Annotated in this window: 16 protein-coding genes; 4 read left to right on the top strand and 12 right to left on the bottom strand. The window is 65.8% G+C overall.

Annotated features, from left to right (window positions below; all coding sequences use genetic code 11):
* Positions 1-21 precede the first annotated feature (21 nt).
* The 3 genes from KY496_RS23830 to KY496_RS23820 all read left to right on the top strand — a co-directional run bounded on the left by KY496_RS23830 (position 22) and on the right by KY496_RS23820 (position 2,414).
* Complete coding sequence (locus KY496_RS23830) at positions 22-1,254, top strand: type II secretion system F family protein (RefSeq protein WP_219862731.1); 1,233 nt, start codon at positions 22-24, stop codon at positions 1,252-1,254.
* Between the two features lie 369 nt (positions 1,255-1,623).
* Positions 1,624-1,971 carry a helix-turn-helix transcriptional regulator gene (locus tag KY496_RS23825; RefSeq protein WP_219862729.1) on the top strand — a complete coding sequence of 116 codons (348 nt, stop codon included), beginning with the start codon at positions 1,624-1,626 and terminating at the stop codon, positions 1,969-1,971.
* A 41-nt stretch (positions 1,972-2,012) separates the two neighbouring features.
* Positions 2,013-2,414, top strand: coding sequence for a hypothetical protein (locus KY496_RS23820; RefSeq protein ID WP_219862727.1), 402 nt, complete (start codon positions 2,013-2,015; stop codon positions 2,412-2,414).
* A gap of 229 nt (positions 2,415-2,643) precedes the next feature.
* Here the strand turns inward: KY496_RS23820 and KY496_RS23815 are convergent, their stop codons facing one another.
* From KY496_RS23815 to KY496_RS23760, 12 genes are all read right to left on the bottom strand, one after another.
* The gene (locus tag KY496_RS23815; protein WP_219862725.1) at positions 2,644-3,852 is read right to left on the bottom strand and encodes a serine protease; all 1,209 of its coding nucleotides are present in this window, start codon (positions 3,850-3,852) and stop codon (positions 2,644-2,646) included.
* 39 nt (positions 3,853-3,891) lie between these two features.
* Positions 3,892-5,241, bottom strand: a complete 1,350-nt coding sequence (locus tag KY496_RS23810) for an SGNH/GDSL hydrolase family protein (RefSeq protein WP_219862723.1) — start codon at positions 5,239-5,241, stop codon at positions 3,892-3,894.
* A gap of 27 nt (positions 5,242-5,268) precedes the next feature.
* Positions 5,269-6,651, bottom strand: a complete 1,383-nt coding sequence (locus KY496_RS23805; protein ID WP_219862721.1) for a hypothetical protein — start codon at positions 6,649-6,651, stop codon at positions 5,269-5,271.
* A 101-nt stretch (positions 6,652-6,752) separates the two neighbouring features.
* Positions 6,753-7,103 (bottom strand): hypothetical protein, encoded by a 351-nt coding sequence (locus KY496_RS23800; protein WP_219862719.1) that lies wholly within the window; start codon positions 7,101-7,103, stop codon positions 6,753-6,755.
* 94 nt (positions 7,104-7,197) lie between these two features.
* Positions 7,198-8,568: a hypothetical protein gene (locus KY496_RS23795; protein WP_219862718.1), complete on the bottom strand. Its 1,371-nt coding sequence runs from the start codon at positions 8,566-8,568 to the stop codon at positions 7,198-7,200.
* Between the two features lie 95 nt (positions 8,569-8,663).
* Positions 8,664-10,751 (bottom strand): glycoside hydrolase family 36 protein, encoded by a 2,088-nt coding sequence (locus KY496_RS23790; protein ID WP_219862716.1) that lies wholly within the window; start codon positions 10,749-10,751, stop codon positions 8,664-8,666.
* 54 nt (positions 10,752-10,805) lie between these two features.
* Positions 10,806-11,585: a DeoR/GlpR family DNA-binding transcription regulator gene (locus KY496_RS23785; RefSeq protein ID WP_040776964.1), complete on the bottom strand. Its 780-nt coding sequence runs from the start codon at positions 11,583-11,585 to the stop codon at positions 10,806-10,808.
* Positions 11,586-11,805: 220 nt separating this feature from the next.
* The gene (locus KY496_RS23780) at positions 11,806-12,894 is read right to left on the bottom strand and encodes an amidohydrolase family protein (RefSeq protein ID WP_219862714.1); all 1,089 of its coding nucleotides are present in this window, start codon (positions 12,892-12,894) and stop codon (positions 11,806-11,808) included.
* A 27-nt stretch (positions 12,895-12,921) separates the two neighbouring features.
* Entirely contained in the window at positions 12,922-13,890 is a 969-nt protein-coding gene (locus tag KY496_RS23775; protein ID WP_219862712.1) for a BadF/BadG/BcrA/BcrD ATPase family protein, read from the bottom strand.
* Complete coding sequence (locus KY496_RS23770) at positions 13,874-15,091, bottom strand: SIS domain-containing protein (protein ID WP_219862710.1); 1,218 nt, start codon at positions 15,089-15,091, stop codon at positions 13,874-13,876. The genes KY496_RS23775 and KY496_RS23770 overlap by 17 nt, the downstream gene beginning before the upstream one ends.
* 2 nt (positions 15,092-15,093) lie before the next feature.
* On the bottom strand, positions 15,094-16,383 hold the full coding sequence (locus KY496_RS23765; protein ID WP_219862708.1) for a D-tagatose-bisphosphate aldolase, class II, non-catalytic subunit: 1,290 nt from the start codon (positions 16,381-16,383) through the stop codon (positions 15,094-15,096).
* A 26-nt stretch (positions 16,384-16,409) separates the two neighbouring features.
* Positions 16,410-17,291 (bottom strand): DMT family transporter, encoded by an 882-nt coding sequence (locus tag KY496_RS23760; RefSeq protein ID WP_219862706.1) that lies wholly within the window; start codon positions 17,289-17,291, stop codon positions 16,410-16,412.
* A 432-nt stretch (positions 17,292-17,723) separates the two neighbouring features.
* Here KY496_RS23760 and KY496_RS23755 point away from each other — a divergent pair, with 432 nt between their 5' ends.
* On the top strand, positions 17,724-18,869 hold the full coding sequence (locus KY496_RS23755; RefSeq protein ID WP_219862704.1) for an RNA-guided endonuclease TnpB family protein: 1,146 nt from the start codon (positions 17,724-17,726) through the stop codon (positions 18,867-18,869).
* The last annotated feature ends 128 nt before the right edge of the window (positions 18,870-18,997 follow it).

The raw sequence follows: 18,997 nt of genomic DNA, 5'->3' as shown, positions 1-18,997 counted from the left end.
ACCCGGACAGGAATACGAACAATGGCAACATCCCCCCAACCCAAGAGCCGTGGCGCGCAGGTCAAGGAAAACGTGTACGCCTGGGAGGGCAAGGACAAGACCGGCCGCGTGGTGCGCGGCGAAGTGCGCGCCGGTGGCGAGGCGATCGTCAACGTGACCCTGCGCCGCCAGGGCATCATGGTCACCAAGGTCAAGAAGAAGGTCTACCGCAGCGGCCGCAAGATCACGGACAAGGACCTGACCATGTTCACGCGCCAGCTCGCGACCATGATGAAGGCCGGCGTGCCGCTGCTGCAATCGTTCGACATCGTCGGCAAGGGCCACAGCAACCCGTCGATGGCCAAGCTGATCCAGGACCTGCGCAACGACGTCGAGACCGGCACCAGCCTGAACCGCGCCTTCCGCAAGTTCCCGCTGTACTTCGATCCGCTGTTCTGCAACCTGGTCGGCGCCGGCGAACAGGCCGGCATCCTGGAAGACCTGCTCACGCGCCTGGCGATCTACAAGGAAAAGACGCTGGCACTCAAGGGCAAGATCAAGTCGGCCCTGACCTATCCGATCGCGATCCTGGCGGTGGCCCTGGTCGTCACCGCCGTGATCATGATCTGGGTGGTGCCGGCCTTCAAGCAGGTGTTCTCGAGCTTCGGCGCCGACTTGCCGACCCCGACCGTGGTGGTGATGGCGATCTCCGACTTCGTCGTGGAATGGTGGTACGTGATCTTCGGCTCGCTGTTCGCCGGGCTGTACCTGTTTTTCCAGGCCTGGCGCCGCTCGCTCAGGATGCAGCAGGTGATGGACCGCCTGCTGCTGCGCCTGCCGATCTTCGGCAGCGTGATCCGCAAGGCCACCATCGCGCGCTGGACCCGTACCCTGTCGACCATGTTCGCGGCCGGCGTGCCGCTGGTGGAAGCGCTCGACTCGGTCGGCGGGGCGTCGGGCAATGCGGTCTACCTGGAAGCCACGCGCAAGATCCAGAACGAGGTCAGCACCGGCACCAGCCTGACCGCCTCGATGCAGAATGCGGACGTGTTCCCGAACCTCGTGATCCAGATGGTGCAGATCGGCGAAGAGTCGGGGGCGCTCGATGCGATGCTGGGCAAGGTGGCGGATTTCTTCGAGGATGAGGTCGATGAGGCGGTGGCGGCGTTGTCGTCGCTGATGGAGCCGCTGATCATGGTGATTCTTGGGGTGTTGATCGGCGGGCTGGTGATTGCGATGTATTTGCCGATCTTCAAGCTGGGGTCGGTGGTCTGAAGCGGGTAGACCAGCGATTGCAAGTTTTCAGAATACTTCGGTGGAGGTCAGAGAATTTACCGAGGTCATCGATCTGGTCGCAACAAATCCCAGACAATGGATATTGCCGCGACACGAGGGAAACCACGTGCTTTTGCTGGATGTATCCGACATCGCCGACTCTTCGTTGGCAGACGCTTCGTCATCCGGTAAAACTGATTTCGTGCTCCATTTGGCGAGCGGCGCTTCCAAAGGAAGCGCTTTGCGCTTTGTTTGCCGCTAAGCACATCGACTTCGGGTCGGCGAGGAGCGTCCACAGAAAAGCCTCTTCCACATAATAACTTGGAAGCCGGAAGATAGCATGTGATAATATATCCCATATCATCACTCATGACCCTCATGAACTCTCTTCCACCCGTAACAGACCCGGCATTCAGGCAAAAGCTGCGTGAGGCACGGGTGGCGCGCAATCTGTCGCAGTATGCACTCGCCAAATTGGCCGGGGTGGCCCTGGTGATGCCGAAAAGGTATGAGGATGCGTCCGACAAGTACGCCACCCTCCCCAATGCCTCGACCTGGGCCAAATTGAATGCCGTGCTGTTTCCGGCGGATGCCGCGCCAAGTCCGGACGAACCGGCTACAGGAAAAACCGTCAAGCCACTGGAAGACGCCTCGATCGAGGAAATCGTGGCTGAGCTGAAGCGGCGGGGAGCGGTCTCCGTGATCGTCAACTGGTAAGACTCCGGAATCGAGAATCCAATCCAAGAAAGGAATAAGACATGGGTATCGCTGCAGCGGCAATCGAAGGTGTTTGGGGCGCGATCGGGCAGATTGACCCGGCGACGAAATTCTGGACGCCGGCCGAACAAGCGTGGTTCCGGGTGACTGAGGCGGACCTGAACGAAGTCACGATTACCACATCGAACGACTCTTCTATAAAGATCAGAAAGCAGGCATTTGTAAGCACAATCGCTTATCTGCTGTCTAACGGTCATACGCAGGCATCGTCCCCTTGCGAAATCCGAACGAACAAGATGTACGATGAGGCGGGTCCGCTGTGCCGTGCAGCGCGCATCGAGAACGGAACGATGACAATCACCTACGTGCTCCCGGTTCTCAAAGCGATGGGCTTGGTCGATATCGAGCCTAGCAGGCCGAGTGCCACCTGGCTCCTCGCCTGATCCGCTAAACCCGCCATGGCCTCCACGAAAGCTGGTGTGGTTCGATCCAACCCGGCAGTGCACATTGAATCTCGTCCAAATGAGGGCGGGATGCGTAGCTCCCCTAGGGGAAAAAAGTTCTGCAAGATCCTCGCGAAGTAGTTGTAGAGCAGTGGAACACGACTGCAGGATGTCGTGAGAATCTACAAATGGGCCGCAAGCGCCATGCCGCGGCCCGGTTTTCTGCCGTCTAGTACTGGGCGCGCCAGTCGATACCGAGGCCCGCGAGCTCCGGCTGGAGTGCGGCCAGGACGTGGGCCCAGTTTTCTTCGCGCGCCTGGCCACCGAAGTGCAATCCGACCACCAGCGCGTTTTCTCCCTCGAAATCGACGACGCATGAGCCGGAACTGCCGCGTAGGGTGCTGGCATCGTGGCCCATGATCCAGTTGCGCGTGTCGCCGGCCAGTTGGCCGGTGCCGGCATCGACCAGGCCCGGCATCCAGCGCTTGACGCCGAATACATTATCGAACAGCAGCTTGAGCGGCACCTCGTACTCGCTTCCCGGTTGCGGAGGCGCTAATCCGGCGCCGTCGCCGGGCAGGATGATCTCTGGCTTGGCGGGAAAGCCGACGACATAGATCGGATGCCGCACGGCCTGGCCCGCGTCCATCGCATCGGCGTCGGTCCCGAGGCGCAGCGGCGCGGGAAATAGCGACAGGTCGCCCCGCACCCGGATCACGGCCAGGTCGAGATGCGCAAAATTGCTCCTGCCCTCGATCGGGTCGGGGCCGGCCAGCACCACGGAATCCAGGTCGAAGGCCAGCGTGGCGGTCCGTTCGTACTCGCCCCGAAAATCGATCTGCGCAGCGTAGCGCCAGGCCCAGGCCTGATCCTGATGCGTCGCGATCACTTCAAGGACATGTCGGTTGGTCAAGATCAGGCCGGGGGCTATGGCAAAGCCGGTACCGATCTGTCTGTTGCCGAAGGCGGGCAGGCAAATGCTGCCGACCGATCCGGCGATGCGTTCGATGCCCGCCAGGCGTGCCTCGGCCCGGCCGCGCCAGGGCCTTTCCAGCACGTTATCTGGGTCGAGCGCGTCGAGATCGATGGTGCCGTCTTGCACGAACAGGACCGGGCGACTTCCGTCCACGGCGCCGACCGCCTCCAGGCCGAGCCGCTCGTCCGTGGTCAGGGAGGCGCCCGCACCCTCGCTTGCCAGCTTGTGCAACCCGGTTTTTCCCAGCCTGACCAATCCCCTGACTGTCTCGCTATCCACCTCGGCGATCGTCTCGGCCCGCCGCAGCAATGTCGCTTCGGCGGTGTCCACCCGCTCCTGGATCAGCATGCCAGGCGGCTGGTCGATGCCGCCGCGCTCCGCCAGGCCCGGTGCCAGTGGCAAGACGAGACGAGACAGCAAGTGGATATTCAGCTCTTCATTCGATACGGATGGATGATCCATGTTCCGCTCCTGGAGGTAAAGCGGCGCTGTCGCTGACTGTCAAGTCGTACCGGAGCGCGCTTGCCGCGTGCGATCCAGGCGCGCCACGGCAACGGCGGCGAGCATGGCCGCGGCCTCGGGCGGCAGCCCGGCCTGCGCGCCCAGGCGCATGGCGGCGTCCGGCGCCTGCGTGGACTGGGGGTTGCGCTCGTCTTCCAGCATGATGCGCACTGTCTCGTCCGCGAGCTTGGCGCCGACCGTCTGCTGCTCGGGGAACACCGCTTCGACGCTGGTGCCGTACACCAGCAGGTCGTCCTCGGTGGCGGGGTCGCCCGCCGCGGCCAGCGTTTTGCGGCGGCCGATCTCGCGCAGCAGGATCGGTTCCGAGTAGGTGGCGAGCTGCGCCTTCGCCTGTTCGAACAGCGAAGGCGGGGGCACAGCCGCTTCCACGTTGACGTCCGCGCCGGCCGCTTCCCCGGTCGACGCGAGGCCAGGCTTGCCTTCGATCGCGGGAATGAAACACGCCGCCACCGCACCGTAGCCGGCACTGGTCGGATGCAGCTCGTCGTGCCATCGCCTGTTGCCGACGACGCCACGGCAATCGACCACCTGCACATCCTGGTGCCCCGCCGCGATCTCGGACAGGACCGTGTGGAAGCGGTCGACGATGCAGCGCAGGATGGCGCATTGCAACGCCGCGTCGCGGATGCCGATCTTGGCCAGGGGGCGGCCCAGCCAGCGGCTATTGGCCGGGAGCACATAATCGTAGGTATGACAGATCACCCGTACGCCCGGCCGCACGGCCAGCACGCGCCCGACCAGCGTGTCGTAGTCGCGCGCCACGCTCTTCAGGTTGGCCTCGAATTCGGGGCCAAGATAAGCTTGCGCCTTGCGGCCCTCGGCATAAGGCGGCAGCAGGCTGCTCAACCGCGCGCCGCTGAGGACATCGTTTCCGCCGCCGCTCAACAGCACGACGTCCGGCCGCTCCTGCGCCACGGCGGCCACCAGTTCGTTTTGCCGCATGATGTCCGCCATCAGGTCGCCTGCTGCATCCAGGCTGAGAATCGCATACCGGTCGAACAGGTGATCGATGACGTCGTCGAGCAGCAGCGGGTACTGGAACCAGCTGTCCCCTTCCGACACGATGCGCAATCCCTTCCAGCCGTCGATCTTGCGCAGGTAGCGCCGGTGCCGGCGCCAGCGCGAGATGCCGTTCAGCGATGCCAGCGCGACCGCCGCCTCCAGCGGACTCACGTCGGCGACCCGGGCCGGATTGGCCTTGACCACCGGGTTCAGTGGCGTCGAGTCTTCGACGCTGTCGATCAGGAACGGCCTGATCTGCGCATCGGGCACGTCGATGTCGAGCAGCATGCTCTCCAGCTCCCTGGCGCTGATGGATGATTCGGTCATGATGGCCTCGCTGTGATGGATGGGGCCTCATGCCCCAAGGACGACATGGCCGGTCTCGATCATGGCCTTGAGCATGACCGCGGCCCCGCACTGCTTCGAGACGGCGGACGGATCGAAACGGCCGTCGCGGACGAACTTTCCGGCTGCGTAGTGGTTCGAAAAACTCCACAGATAGGGGCTGTGCAGATTGCGTCCGCGGTAGCCGAAACCGTTGTAGGCCTCGAAGCGGTACAGGGTGGCCGCCAGGCCCCAGTCGTCGGTGCCGCCGAATCCGTGGAAGCGCATGGCGTCGACCGCCGACGACATCCAGTCGTTCGGCGGATTCCAGCGCGGCGGCCGCCCTTTGGGGACCTGGACGGTGCGGGCCGTCAACGGATCGCCATTGTGCAGATGTGTGGTGAAACTGAAGCTGGCCTCCAGCGCATGGACGATGCCCACGAACCACCATGGCACACCACTGGCGGCGGCAACTTTGTCATATTGCGCGCGGTAGGCCGACAGGCGGCCGCAGTGCCAGGCGACTTCTCCCCGTCGCGCGGGATTGACCTGGCAGCTTGCGAACAGGCGGGTGTATTCCGGCCCCAGCTGCGCCAGGCCGGGCCGGGCCGACTCCGATCCATCGGGCGGCTGGCGCAGGCTGGTTTCTTCCGCAAGGCGCGCCAGCAGCACATCGATCATATCCCTCGCCTCGATGAGGGCCTGGAGCAAGGGTTTGCCGTTGGCGCCGGCCAGCGCCGCCAGGGCCAGATCGATATCGGCCAGCGCGGCCTCTTCTTGCGATTCTGCACCGATCGCCAGCGCTTCGGTGGCACCCGGCCCCGCCGGCGGCAGCGGCCAGGACGAGGCATCGTCGTAGAAGTTGCTGGCGGCCTTGACCGAGACGTGACAGTGTTTGTCATGCGGATTGCGGCCGGTATAGGCGCGCCAGGCCCAGGCCGGGGCGCCGCCGATCGGCAGCGAATTGGCGATCCGCCGGTTCCAGATGATGTACTTGATGCGCGGATCACGCGCAGCGTGCAGCCGCGCGGCGATCTGGCCGGCGTCGCAGCCGTGGGCGGGGTCGTGCGTGATGTCGAAGGCAGTGACGACGCCGACCGTGCCATCGACGATGTGCGGATTGTGATCCGATCCCGTGTCCTGATGGCGTGCGTCGCCGATCGTTCCATCGCTTTTTTTGCTGCGCCCGGGATAGGCAGCGTCGATCTGCGCCCGCAGTGTGCTGAGCGACTCCGCCACACGCCATGGCCGCACGCCCTCCAGCGTGAAGGATTCAGGCCCTGCCTGGAAGTCGGCCGCCGCGCCGGGATCGACGTGGGCATCCACCCCGGCGTCCGGCGGCAGCTCAGGTGCAGGCGGTCGCAACCGGGAGGAACGCCTCGGCCCTTCGGCCTGGGTGGTGTGCGATGCCATGGTCGCGCCTCCTTATCTGCTCCAGATTCGTAGGCGTTCGATCGCGATCACTCACGATATGTTCCGACTGTGCTCTGAAAGGGGCGGTAGGGACGCGCCTGTCAGCGCCATCCGAGCGCCGGCGCCACATGCTCGAGCAACGACGACGGCAGGCGAACGTTGCAGTCCACGCCGAGCTGATTCGACGCTGTCAGCAGCATATCCGCTTCGGCAATGCCCTCATCCCGGCGCAGCTCCCCGAGCAAGCGGTCCGGTTTGGCCGCATGGGAACGGCCGTAGACGGCGCGCAGAGTGTCGATGACGCCAATCCGGTCGGGGCTGTCGCCACGACCGGAATACGCGCGGTCCAAGTCGTTGACGAGGGCGAAGATCGAGCGCGAGACGCCGACCAGGGGAGTTCGGGCAGTCGATGCCCTTACTTTACCCAACAACGCATCGCTGCTCGCTCGCAAGGAATGCGCCAGCCGCGCTCAGGCGAATCCGGGCGCTTGATCCAATCAGCGATGCCCTTCCGGCGCAGCCCTGAACCGCCGCGACCTGTTCGCACTACCTCAGCGCTGTCCTGATCCCCCGCGCCGCCCATTCCAGCGTCGCCCTCAGCAGCGCATTGCCCATCGCCCATGGCCGCCGCCGATCCAGCCCGCGCCGCCCCATCCGCTGCGGCAGGAAGAACCGCCCGAACGCCGACAACCCGCGGCCGCGCATGACCCAGAAACACCCTCCCGCATACGTCGTATCGAACCCATCCTCCGCCCGCAGCAGATACAGCGCCGTCCCCGAACACATCGCCACGTCGGCCTGCGCATCGCGCGCCAGCAGGCGCAGGCCGCGAAGATAAGACAACTCGAGCGTCTGGCGCAGATCGGGCAACGCGAGCACCAGCGGGCGCAGCAGGCGCAAACGCTCCAGCAGGCGCGGCAAGCCGTGCAACCGCTCCCCCGCCCCCTCGCGATACCTGAGGAACGCCTCTTTCAACTCGGCCACCGTCGCCTGGGCCGGACGCGGCAGCGGCTCGGGCCGGTCGCGCCAGCAGCGCATCCAGTGCGCGAGCGCCTGCTCGTGCTGGGCCGCCAGGCTGGCCGGGCTGTCGAATTCGAGGTCGAAGCGCGCGCCCGGCTGCAGGTAGCGGATGATGCCGCGCTGCGCTTCCAGCCGCGGCGCCTCCAGCACGCCCAGCGGTGTGCGGCGGCCATGGTTGAGCCAGGCATTGTCGACCCGGCTGAAGCGGGCGAAGGACGCGACCGGCACGATCAGCCGCGGCTTGAAGGTTTCGCCCTGCAGGGCCAGGCGCTCGATGCCCCGCTCGGCCGCCGCTTCGCGCTGGACAAAGTCGTCGGGGTTGCCGCACCAGGCCATGTCGGCGAAGCCCGTCAACAATACATCGACGCGGACATTGGCCCTGCGCAGTCGCTCGGCGGCGGCGTGGCAGGCGGCGCGGGTGGCGAGCGCGCGCTCGCCCAAGTGCAGCAGCGTGCGCCGGCCGCACCGGATCAGGCACCAGGAGTCGCCCTCGCCGTTCGCGAACGCCGTCAGGCGCAGGTCGCGCGCCAGGGTCCGCGCCTGCCCCTCGGGGCACTCGGCCATGGCAAAGCGGTTGCGCCGCAGTTCGGCGTGCAGGCGCCAGTCGCGGCCCTGGCGATACAGGAAGGTGGCGATGCCGCGAAACTCGGCGCGAAAGCGGCGCAGGAAAGGCCCCGACAGGCGGTCGGGCTGGGCGCGCGAACACCAGACAAACACCGGCAAGCCGCTCGCATTCAGCTCGGCGATCAGCCTGGCGGTATGGGTGGAACGGTCGAGCAGGCTCCATGCATCGTTCAGCACCGTGCCGTCCAGCCAGGGGTCCGCCAGCAGCACCGCATGGTCGGTGCGCAGCAGGAAACCGGCGTGGTTCAGGAAGGTGAAGGTCGGGCTCGGCATGGCGGCATGGCGGCGGTAGGCTCGGCTTCAGCCTATCGCCACGCAGCGCGCCATCCATGAGGCACCGCAATCGTGTTGCGATGCCTTTCCACGCCTTATACCGGGATTGCCTCGAGCAAGAGCGCCCGTTCAAATCCAATCGTGAGCTTGTTGCTGGCCGCGCTCACTTCGCCCAGGTCGCGGTCTTCGACGTAATCGCGCACGCGGTAGCGACCGTTTCCGAGCCCGCGCAATTCGACCTGGCCCGACCACGCCTTCGCATAAAAGGCATAGTACAGACGGCCATCTTTCTCGACCGCATGGGTTTCCGGCTTGTCGAAACCGATGTCGTACAGTTCCCCGCGATACTGGCCCTTGGGCAGCATCTTGTCCTTGTAGATGCCGATCCACTTGCGCCACTTCGCTTCCTTGACCGCCGTCAGCAGGTAGCTGTCCTTCGGCTTCGGATCTTCGGGCCAGGTGAACTTGGTCGAGACCACCGCGCCGATGCCCACGGTCGACGCGAAATCGTCGCCACCGTCGCTGAGCTCGACGTGGTCGCCCGCGTAGGCCGCGCTCGGCCCCATCAGGGCTTTCAGGGTCTTGCCCTTGTGCCGCACCTGCCACGAGGACAGCGGGTCGGACGACGGCGCCTGGTTGGTATAGGGCAGCGTATGGAAGGCGTACGAGGTGCCGCAGGGGCAGAACTCGACCACCGCGTTGGGATTGATCTCGCGCGCGGTGTCGTACACCATCTTCCAGAAGTCCTGCAGCTTTTCGAAGGATTCTTCCGGACGCGCGTGATTGTGCGCCGGGTTGTGGCATGGCGCCACGCCGTTCAGGTGCTGGCCGTCGAGCTTCAAGCCCTCGTAGCCCCACTCGCCGATGATCTTGCGCACCAGCGCGCGGGTCTGCTCGATCACCGGTCCGTAGGCCGGGCACAGGGTCAGGGCATTCCACCAGGTGACGAATTGCGGCGCGCCGTTCTCGTCCAGCAGCAGCTGGTCGGTGTGCTGGTGCAGCAGGTCCGTGCCCGGATCGGCCGCCAGCGGCGCCAGCCACAGGCGCGCCTTCAGGCCGGCGCCGTGGATGTCGTCCACCAGCTTCTTCATGTCCTCGTCGCCGCGCGCGAACTTCTTGCGGTCGATCTTCCAGTCGCCTTCATTGGTTTGCCAGCCATCGTCCAGCACCGCCCATTCCAGGCCCAGCTCCTTGGCCTTGGCCAGGGTGCCGGTCATCAGGGGGATCGTGAAATCGCGCTCATAGCCCCAGGCGCACCAGATCGGCTCGTACGATTCCTCGCCCGCCTGCGGCGCCGCCAGGCCGCGCTCGGCCATCAGCAGGCGGTAGCGGTCCAGGGCGGCGAAGTAGTCGCCGGTGTGCACGGTGACGAAGGTGTCCAGGGTCGCCAGCTCCTGGCCCGGCTGCAGCACGACGGCTTGATCGAATTCGATCGCCAGCGCGGCGCCGGACTTCACTTGCCGCACCGGCAGCGCCACCAGGCGCGGCACGGTGTCGAGGTGGCCCACGGCGATGCCGTGCTCGGGCTGCCAGACGTCGGCCACCGGCGTGCCGCCGCCGTAGTCGGACGAGTTCATGCCCATGAAGTTGCGCTGCTCGAAGCCGTCCTTGAGCGGCTGCACCCAGTCGCGCCGGTCGGCGTGCGACGAACCGGAGAAGGTCCAGAAGCCGCGGCTCGGGGCCCGCCTGGCCGGCAGCAGCGTGTAGCCGCTGTTCGACCAGGCCTCGACCGGCAGCGCGGTCTGGCCACTGTTGCGATAGCTCACGCGCAGCAGGGCCAGGCCCGGATGGCGTTCATAGAAGGTGACCGTCACGGTCTTTTCGACGCCGTCCTTCGACACGCCTTTCAGGCGATGGCGCACGCCCGCGCCGTGCGGGCCGTCGACGCGGTCGACCGCCTGCTCGCCGAGGGCGAAGCCGTCGATCCAGCGCCCCCCCGTCACGCGCAGCCGTTCGCTGGCGTGAAAGCCCGTGACCGCGACCGTCGCGCCGCCCTGGCGCGCCAGCAGGCGGGTGCGCATCTGGCCGTCGAATTCGAGTCCCAGGGCGGCGTCGCCGATGCGCGCCACGTTTTTAGCCTCGGGCGCGGCCACGGCCACGCCGGCGCCCATGCCGCTTGCCACGGCCGATCCGGCCAGCCACTGCAACAGGGTGCGGCGCCGCTCGCTATGCACTTCGGTCATCTTGTCTCCTTGCTTGGTAGGACTACACAGCCGGCGCCGGCCGGCCGCGCCGCCCTACACCAGCACCACTTGCGCGCCGCGCGAGCGCAGCGCTTCGACCATCTCCGCCGGCACGCCGGCATCGGTGATGATCTGGTCGATCTGTTCGATCGTCGCGATCATGGACAGGCTGCGCCGTCCGATCTTCGACGAGTCGCCCACCGCCACCACGCGGCGCGCGATGCCCAGCATGCGCGCATTCAGGCGCGCTTCGAGCAGGTGCGGCGTCATCACGCCGATCTCCGGATCCAGGCCGTCGAAGCCCAGGAACAGGATGTCGGCATGCAGGCCTTCCAGCCCCTGCTCGGCCTGCGGGCCGCCCAGCGAATACGAGCTGGGACGCAGCACGCCGCCGAGCATGATCAGGGTCACGTGCGGCGCGCCGGCCAGCAGCACGGCGATGTTGAGCGCATTGGTGATCACGTTCACCGACTGCAGCTTCAGGCCGCGGATCTGCTTGGCGATTTCGGCGGTCGTCGTGCCCGAGTCGAGCACGATGGTCTGCCCTTCCCCGATCAGCTTGACCGCTTCTTCCGCGATGCGGACCTTTTCCGCGCGGTGCAGCGACTGCTTGACGCCGATCGGCAAGTCCTCATCGGCGCGCTGGGCCAGGGCCCCGCCGCGGGTGCGCACCACCGCGCCGATCTCGGCCAGCACGTTCAGGTCGGCGCGCACCGTCACCAGCGAGATGCCGAACATCTCGGACAGCTCGGCCACCGTCACCCTCCCGCGCTCGGCCACCATCTCGCGGATCTTGCGGCGCCGTTCCGCCACCAGCAGATCCTGGTCGGGCACCGTTTCCGCAGGCTTGCCACCGTTACCGTTCGAAACTTTCGTTTCTAAATTTTTTTCTCGCTTCATTCCTTGTCCATCCGCGCCGGTTCGCCGTCGCGGCTCCGTGTGTAGGCGTGTATCCGTGTCATTAACGGTTTGATGATACAGGATGAAAATGCAAGAAACGAAAGTTCAGACTATTTTTTGCTCCCCTTCTCACTTACGTATGAAGCCGGCATGATCACGCCTTCCAGGCGCCCTGGAACACGCGCTCGGCGTTCAGGCGGAACAGCTTGTCGGCCACCGCCTTCGGCAGCGCCAGGCCGCGCACCACGCCGTCCAGGTCCGGCGTGGTGAGTTCGTCGTCGGTATTGAAGTAGCGCCAGTCGCGCCGCCATACGCCGTCCAGGTCGGACACGAAGTCGGCCTGGCTCTGCTGCGTCGACTGGGCCAGGTCGGAGCCGTACATCAGGCGGTCCTGATAGGCAATGAAGAACTGCCGCACCCGCTCGCGGTCGCGCTGCGACTGGTACTGGATCTGGCCGATGCGCGCCGCGATGTCCACATTGGCCGTCGGATTGCGGTCCAGGAAGCGCGCCAGCTCGTCCACGTTCCACTCCAGCGAGGCCATGTGCACGCCGACGAAGCGCAGGCGCGGATGGCTGGCCAGCAGGCGGTCGCGCGCGCCCATCTGGTCTTCGTAGCTCGGCATCTGCGGCTGCCGGTACATGTGGTATTGCGGATGGTTCTTGAAGTATTCGCGGTCGTTCTTGGTCGTCATCTTCTCGAGCGGCAGCCAGCAGTTGTGCGGCTCGCCCTGGTGCCCCACCAGCAGCACGTCGCGCTCTTCAAAAGCGTCGAACAGCGGCTTGATGCGGGCGTCGTCGACCATCACCAGCTTGCCCTGGGCATCGCGCTCCGACATGCCGATGTTCTTCCACACCTTGACGCCCACCGCGCCATCCTGCAGCGCCGCATCCAGCCGGTGCAGGGTCGCCGGGATCCAGGCCGGCTGCAACAGGTTGTCGGCGCTGAAGCTGGCGATCCAGCCGACGGTGGCCGGATGCTCGTGGTGCAGCTTGCTGGCCACGCGCTGCTGCTGCTCCAGGGCCGGGAACACCGGATAGTCGACGTTGATCGTCAGCGCGCGGAAATTGGCCTTGCGCGCCAGCTCCAGGAACGGGCCCTGCTCGAGGCCGTGCAAGTGCAGGTGGGCGTCGATCTTGGCCACGCTCTCGTAATCCTGCATGGTGTAGCTGTCGGCGGCCAGCGCGCCGATGGGCGACGCCAGTGCGGCGAGGAGGATGGTGCAAAGAAGGCGGATGCGCATGTCGTTCTCCTGTCTATCGTCTATCGTCTATCGGGTCTGGGCGGCGAGGCGCTCCAGCGCGGCCTCGCTCAATGGCCGCCTGGCGCTGCGGGCGGCGTACAGGGCGGCGCCGAGCACCGGCGCCAGCCGCGGCGCCTGCACGCGATAGGGCCTGGCGCAGGCGGCCAGCGCCTGCTCGAATGGCGCGCGCAGCAAGCTGCCGTCGCCGAACAGCCCGCCCGTGTAGGACACCGGCAGCGGCAGGTTGGGATCGAGGTCGAGCCGGTCGCGCACCGCGTCGACCATCGCGGCCAGTTCGCGCGCGGCGTCGACGAAGATGGCGCGCGCCTGTTCGTCGCCCTGGACCGCCGCCTCGGACGCCAGGCGCGCCAGCTGGGCGATGCGGCTGCGGTCGGCGCCGAGCTCGCCGTACACCACGGCGCACAGGTCGAGGTCGTCCTCCAGCGCCAGCCGCTCGCGCACCAGGCCGTACAGGCCTCCCTTGGGCGCGCGGCCGTCGCTCATGCGCGAGAACAGGGTCAGGCCGGCGCGTGCGATCCAGTGGGCCGAACCCTCGTCGCTGAACAGCTCTCCCCAGCCGCCGGCGCGCGCCTGGCGGCCGGCGACTTCGCCATAGGCCATCGAGCCGGTGCCGGCGATCACGCTGATGCCGTCCATGCAGGCCAGCGAACCGGCCCAGCTGCACACCATGTCGTTGCCGCACAGGGTGCGGCCGGGGCCGAAGATGGCGCCGGCCGCCGCATCGAGCTCGCGCTGGGCCGCGCGGTCTTCGCCATAGGCCGGCAGGCCGAAGAAGGCATAGGTGACCGCGCCGCCATCGACTCCGGCCGTGGACAGCAGCGCGTGGACACCGCGCTGCAGCGTCGCCGCCACGGCGGGCATGCCGTGGTCGACGTGGTAGGTAGCGCCTTCTTCATGGCGCGCCAGCACGCTGCCATGCGCGTCGATCAGCGCGAACGCGGTCTTGGTGCCGCCGCCGTCAACCCCGAGGAACATGGGCGGCCTCGCTGTCGACGGGGGAAATGAAGGGATAGATGGTCACGCCGCGCACCACCCGGTTGACGGTGCCGGACATGCTCGGCGTATCCGGGCGCACGCCCAGCGACAGCGAGCGCAGGAAGGCAAAGCCCTGGCAGAACACGATGAAGGGCAGAGCGAGTTCGAGGTCTTGCGCATCGTCCGCTCCCGTGAACACGAAGGTATCGTCGTCGGGCGTCGCATCCCACTGAGCGCTGAGCGCCAGCACGCGGCCGGCGCGGCGGTCGCCGCGCAGCTCGCGCAGCAGATCGAGATCGTAGCGGCGCGCCTGCGGATCGTTCGACAGCAGCACCACCACCAGGGTCCGGTCGTCGACGATGGTCTTGGGACCGTGGCGGAAGCCCAGCGGCGAATCGTGGATCGCCACCACCTGGCCGTCGGTCAGCTCCAGCAGCTTGAGCGAGGCTTCGCGCGCCAGGCCGCGCAGTTCGTTGCTGCCGAGGTAGACCACGCGCTTGAAGTCCTGCGCCACCAGTTGCGTCAGGAGCGGCAGCGCGCGCTCGCCCACCTGCGTCGCCGCCGGCGCCACGCGGGCGGCGGCGCCCGGGGCCAGCACCCGGAACGCCAGCGCCGCGGCCAGCAGCATCGAGGTGAAGCTGGTCGTCATCGCGAAGCCGCGGTCGTGGGTGGCGTCGGGCAGCAGGATCGCCAGCGCATTGGCGCGGCCCTGGGTCATGCGGTATAGCTGGCCCTCTTCATTGCAGGTGATTACCAGGTGGAAGACGTCGTCCACCAGCTGGTCGGCCAGCTGCACCGCCGCCACGCTTTCCGGGCTGCTGCCGGAACGGGCGAACGACACCACCAGGGTCGGCGCGCCGCGCTGGAAATAGCGGTCCGGGCCCGATACCAGGTCAGTGGTCGGCACCGCCTCGGCGCGCCGGCCCTGGCGCAGCAGTCCGGGCGCCAGGCATTCGCCGATGAAGGCCGAGGTGCCGGCGCCGGCCATCACGATGCGCAGCTCCGGACGCGCCAGCAGCGGCGCCAGGAAGGCGTCGATCTGCGCGCGCTGCGCGGCCACCAGCGCATCGATCTGCGGCCACACGGCCGGCTGCTGCGCGATCTCGCGCGCCGTCACGCCGCCGCCCAGCGCATCGAGGCGGGCCACATCCTGTCCATATAATTCACTGCCGTCTTGCACGGCATCCTGTACTGCTTGCATGTTCACTGCTCCCTAGGTTCGGCGCCCGGCTGGCAGGCGCGCATGTACTGGCGCAGCACGCGGGCTACCCCTTCTTTCAACAGCGCGAGCGGCGTGTTGCGCACCCGGCCCTCGCGCACCGCTTCGTAATGGAATGGCAGGTACTGGCTCAGCAAGGTGAGCGGCGCCGGCTGGCGTTCCAGGTTCGCGACCAGCGCCGCCTGCGCGGCCTGGATGCGCGGATGCGGCCAGTAGTAGCGGATCCGGTCGGAGAGGCTGTACTGCTGGTCGAACAGCAGGCTGCCGGCGTCGTGGTAGTACTTGCGCCAGTAATCCGGCTCGGCGCGCATCACGTCCAGCACAACTTCCTTGAAGCCGCGCTCTCCTTGCATTCCCATTTCAGCCTCGATGTCGGCCAGTGCCCACAGCGTTTCGCGCAGCGCGAAGGTCAGGCCGGGGCCGACTTTCAGTATGGCGAAGTGGTCGCGCACCAGCGCCTGCAGCAGGCCGGGCGTCTGGTAGTCGGTCGAGTGGGCCTCGAACACCATGGTCGGCTCGCCCTCGATGAAGCGGCTCAGCGCCTGCGCCTTTTCCGGGCGGTAGTCGATCACCTTGTGGTGGTCGAATTCCACGCCCGGCTGCACCACCAGGCCGATCACGCGCGGCCACGCGGCTTCCAGGCCGGCCGCGTTGAACGCAGCGCGATGCGCGGCAATGGTCAGCGCCGCCGCATCCGGCGTGGTCACGGCCAGCTCGTCCAGCTCTTCGTGGGCGCCGCCCGGCACCGGAACCTCGGTGCCGACGATATACACCGGCGCCTCGCCGCCCGCGCGCTGCCAGGCGCGCTCGGCCACCACCGCCAGGCGCGCGGCGCGTTCGGCCACGACTTCGTCCGGCAGCGGCACCGGATCGCCCGCGCACGACATCGAGCAATCGAGGTGGATCTTGCGGAAACCCGCGGCCACGTACTGGTCGATCAGCACCTCGGACTTGGCCATCGCGCCGGCGGCAGGCTCGCCCTGCCAGCAGTTCGGCCCCAGGTGGTCTCCCCCCAGCAGGATGCGCCCGCGTGGAAAGCCGACCTTGTCGGCGATGCCGAACACGAAGTCGCGGAAGGCGGCGGGCGTCATTCCGGTATAGCCGCCGTCCTGGTTGACCTGGTTCGAGGTCGCCTCGATCAACACTTGCCCGTCACTTTCCAGGCCGGTCTCAAAGGCGGCCTCGATCACCAGCGGGTGCGCCGAACACACTGAATGGATGCCCACGGGCTGGCCCGCGTGATGGCGTTGGACGAGATCGAGAAGCACTTGCATTGTCGTTGACTCCAGATAGAGGGACTTCAGGCGGCGCTCGGCTCGTCGGGCTGCAGCGCCAGGAACAGCGCCGCCGCCAGCGAGAGACCGATGCCGGCCAGTTTGAAACCGTTCGGCAGGGTCGCCGCCATCGCCACCGAAATGATGGTGGTCAGGAGCGGCGCGCCGGCATTGACCAGGGGCGACACCACCAGCGCCTTGCCATGCCGGAAGGCATACACCAGGGTCAGCGCGCCGACCGCATTGAGCACCTGCGTGATCGCGGCCAGCCACGGACCGTCCAGGCCATAGTTGATCGGCTGCGAGAAGTCGGTCATGGCCAGCGCGACCGGAATGAAGGCCAATGCGCTGACGGTCATGTAGAAGAAGATGCTTTCGGCATCCATGATGGCGTTGGCGCGCTTGATGAAGTAGGCCTGCAAGCCCCAGGCCACCAGCACGCCAAGCGCCAGCACGAACCACCAGCCGTAGGCCACGCCGCCCTGTTCCGGCGCGTAGTCGAACAGCGGCAACGCGCACAGCGCCAGCACGATGCCGGTCACGCCCATGGCGCCGGTGCGTTCGCGCAGGAAGGCATACGACAGGGCGATCGTGATCACCGGCGACAGCGAGATCAGGGGGAAGATCAGGTACGTCGGTCCTTCCTTGACCGCGTGGAACAGGATCATCTGTCCACCGGCGCCCAGCAGGCCGATGGCCAGGCCATGAGCGATCGCGGGGCCATCGCGCCGCACGCGCCAGTCGATCCGCGCCAGCGCGAACAGCGCCGGCGGAATCATGGTCAGCGCCCACACCGCATACACCAGGGTCTCGGGAAAGCCGTTCTGCACCGGGCGCCCGGCGAAGGCGCCCCACACGCCCCACAGCAGGGTGGTCACCAGGGCGTAGCCAAGCCAGTGGGTTTTCATCGTCGTCGTCCTCCTCAGGTTTCCTCGTTATAAGCAGATAGTAATGGAAGGCTTTCGAAATATCAAATAACTTTCGAAATCTTTCGATTTAACGAAACAACCGTGTGTTTTTTGCGATGCAGCAGCGTAGGGTTGATAACAGTTAGTACGAAAGCTAGTTGAAGCTCAAACTTATCCACTGCGAGAAAGTTTGGTTCGACGATAGCCAGACGGACCTGAATGCTGGGGAACCCTGGTCGTTATGGAGGAAATAGATGCCCGCTGCGGAAGTGCGATGGTTTGCATCTGCTGAAGATGGGCTGGAAGTCTGGAACTGTGGTTTAGGGTGCGTTATTGGGAACTATCCGGTGCCTCACCAGCTCTGACAAGACCCGGCTGATTGGCTCTAGCCGGGTTCGTCGCCAACGCGGGCCACGACTCTGGGGACCCATCATGTTCCGCGGTCATCGCATTCGCCTCGATCCCAACAACGTGCAGGCCACGTACCTTGCCCGCGCGGCAGGCACCGCCCGATTCTCCTATAACTGGGCACTGACCGAGTGGCAGCGACAGTATGAGGCGTGCAAGACCGATCCAGATTTGCCAAAACCGAACGAGAGAGCGCTAAGGCGCCAGCTCAATGCGATCAAGCGCGTGCAGTACCCCTGGATGCTGGCGGTGACGAAGAATGCGCCGCAAATGGCAATCATGGAGCTGGATCGCGCCTTCACGAACTTCTTCAAGGGAAGAGCACGCTACCCCACCTGTCGGCGTAAAGGGCGTGACGATCGATTTACTTTAACGAACGACCAGTTTCGCATCAAGGAAAAACGCATCTGGATCCCTCGCCTTGGATGGGTCAGGATGTGGGAATCGTTGCGGTTTGCAGGCAGGTGCGTTTCTGCATCGATCTCACGCGTTGCCGATCATTGGTATGCCAGCATCACCGTCGATACCTCAGAGCCTCTCTTGCCTTCAGCTGAAAACCAAGGCGTGGTCGGAGTCGATCTGGGTGTCACCACGCTCGCGACATTGTCGAATGGTGAAACCTTTGTTGGACCAAAAGCGCTGGCAATGCTCCTGGATCGGGTGCGACGGTTATCGCGCGACTTGTCCCGGAAGGTGAAGGGTTCGCGCAACCGTGGCAAAGCGAAAAAGAAACTAGCCAAGTTGTATGCCAGGATTGCCAGCCTGCGGCGCGACAGCCTCCACAAGCTCAGCACGAATATCACGCACCGATTCCACACCATCGGCATCGAAGATCTGCATGTCAAAGGCATGCTTGCCAACCGGTGCTTGTCGCGCGCCATTGCCGACATGGGTTTTGGTGAGTTGCGCAGGCAGCTGGAGTACAAGGCGGCGCAACGTGGTGGGCAGGTAGTGGTAGTCGACCGTTGGTATCCGAGCAGTAAAACGTGTTCATGCTGCGGTTACCTGCTTGCTGTACTCGATCTGGGCACTCGCCGCTGGGTTTGCCCGGGCTGTGGGACAAACCATGATCGCGACGTGAACGCGGCGATCAACTTGAAAAATCTAGCGGCGAGTTCCGCCGTAGCTGCCTGTGGAGGGGAGGGCGCTGGCCTCGCACATCAAGTGTGAGGCGAAACCGTCCCCTATGAAGCAGGAATTCAACAGCAAAGTTAAATATAAATAGCTTTGCGTAAGTTTGAAGGAACGGAAAACCCCTACAATGAGCTTGATGTAAGGAATTACTCTGCGGCAGACCG

The organism is Massilia sp. NP310 (genome assembly GCF_019443485.1).
GTDB classification, from domain to species: domain Bacteria; phylum Pseudomonadota; class Gammaproteobacteria; order Burkholderiales; family Burkholderiaceae_D; genus Telluria; species Telluria timonae.
The sequence above is the reverse complement of the archived record's forward strand: the minus strand, read 5'-3'. Positions and strand labels throughout refer to the sequence as shown.